This is a genomic window from Streptomyces aureocirculatus (assembly GCF_000720475.1).
GTDB lineage: Bacteria > Actinomycetota > Actinomycetes > Streptomycetales > Streptomycetaceae > Streptomyces > Streptomyces aureocirculatus.
In genome coordinates, this window is the sequence record NZ_JOAP01000194.1 from 1 (window position 1) to 259 (window position 259).

1 protein-coding gene is annotated in these 259 nt (G+C 66.8%); it reads left to right on the forward strand.

Annotated features, from left to right (window positions below; translation table 11 throughout):
• On the forward strand, window positions 1-259 hold a 259-nt coding region (locus IG78_RS0141330), incomplete at both ends, for a carboxyl transferase domain-containing protein (protein WP_030575097.1).

Genomic DNA, 259 nt, shown 5'->3' on the forward strand with positions numbered 1-259 from the left:
CGACGCCTTCAACATCCCGATCCTCACCCTCCTGGACGTCCCCGGCTTCCTGCCCGGTGTCGACCAGGAGCACGGCGGCATCATCCGCCACGGCGCGAAACTGTTGTACGCCTACTGCAACGCCACCGTGCCCCGTATCTCGCTGATCCTGCGCAAGGCCTACGGGGGTGCGTACATCGTGATGGACAGCCAGTCCATCGGCGCCGACCTCACCTACGCCTGGCCCACCAACGAGATCGCCGTCATGGGCGCCGAGGGC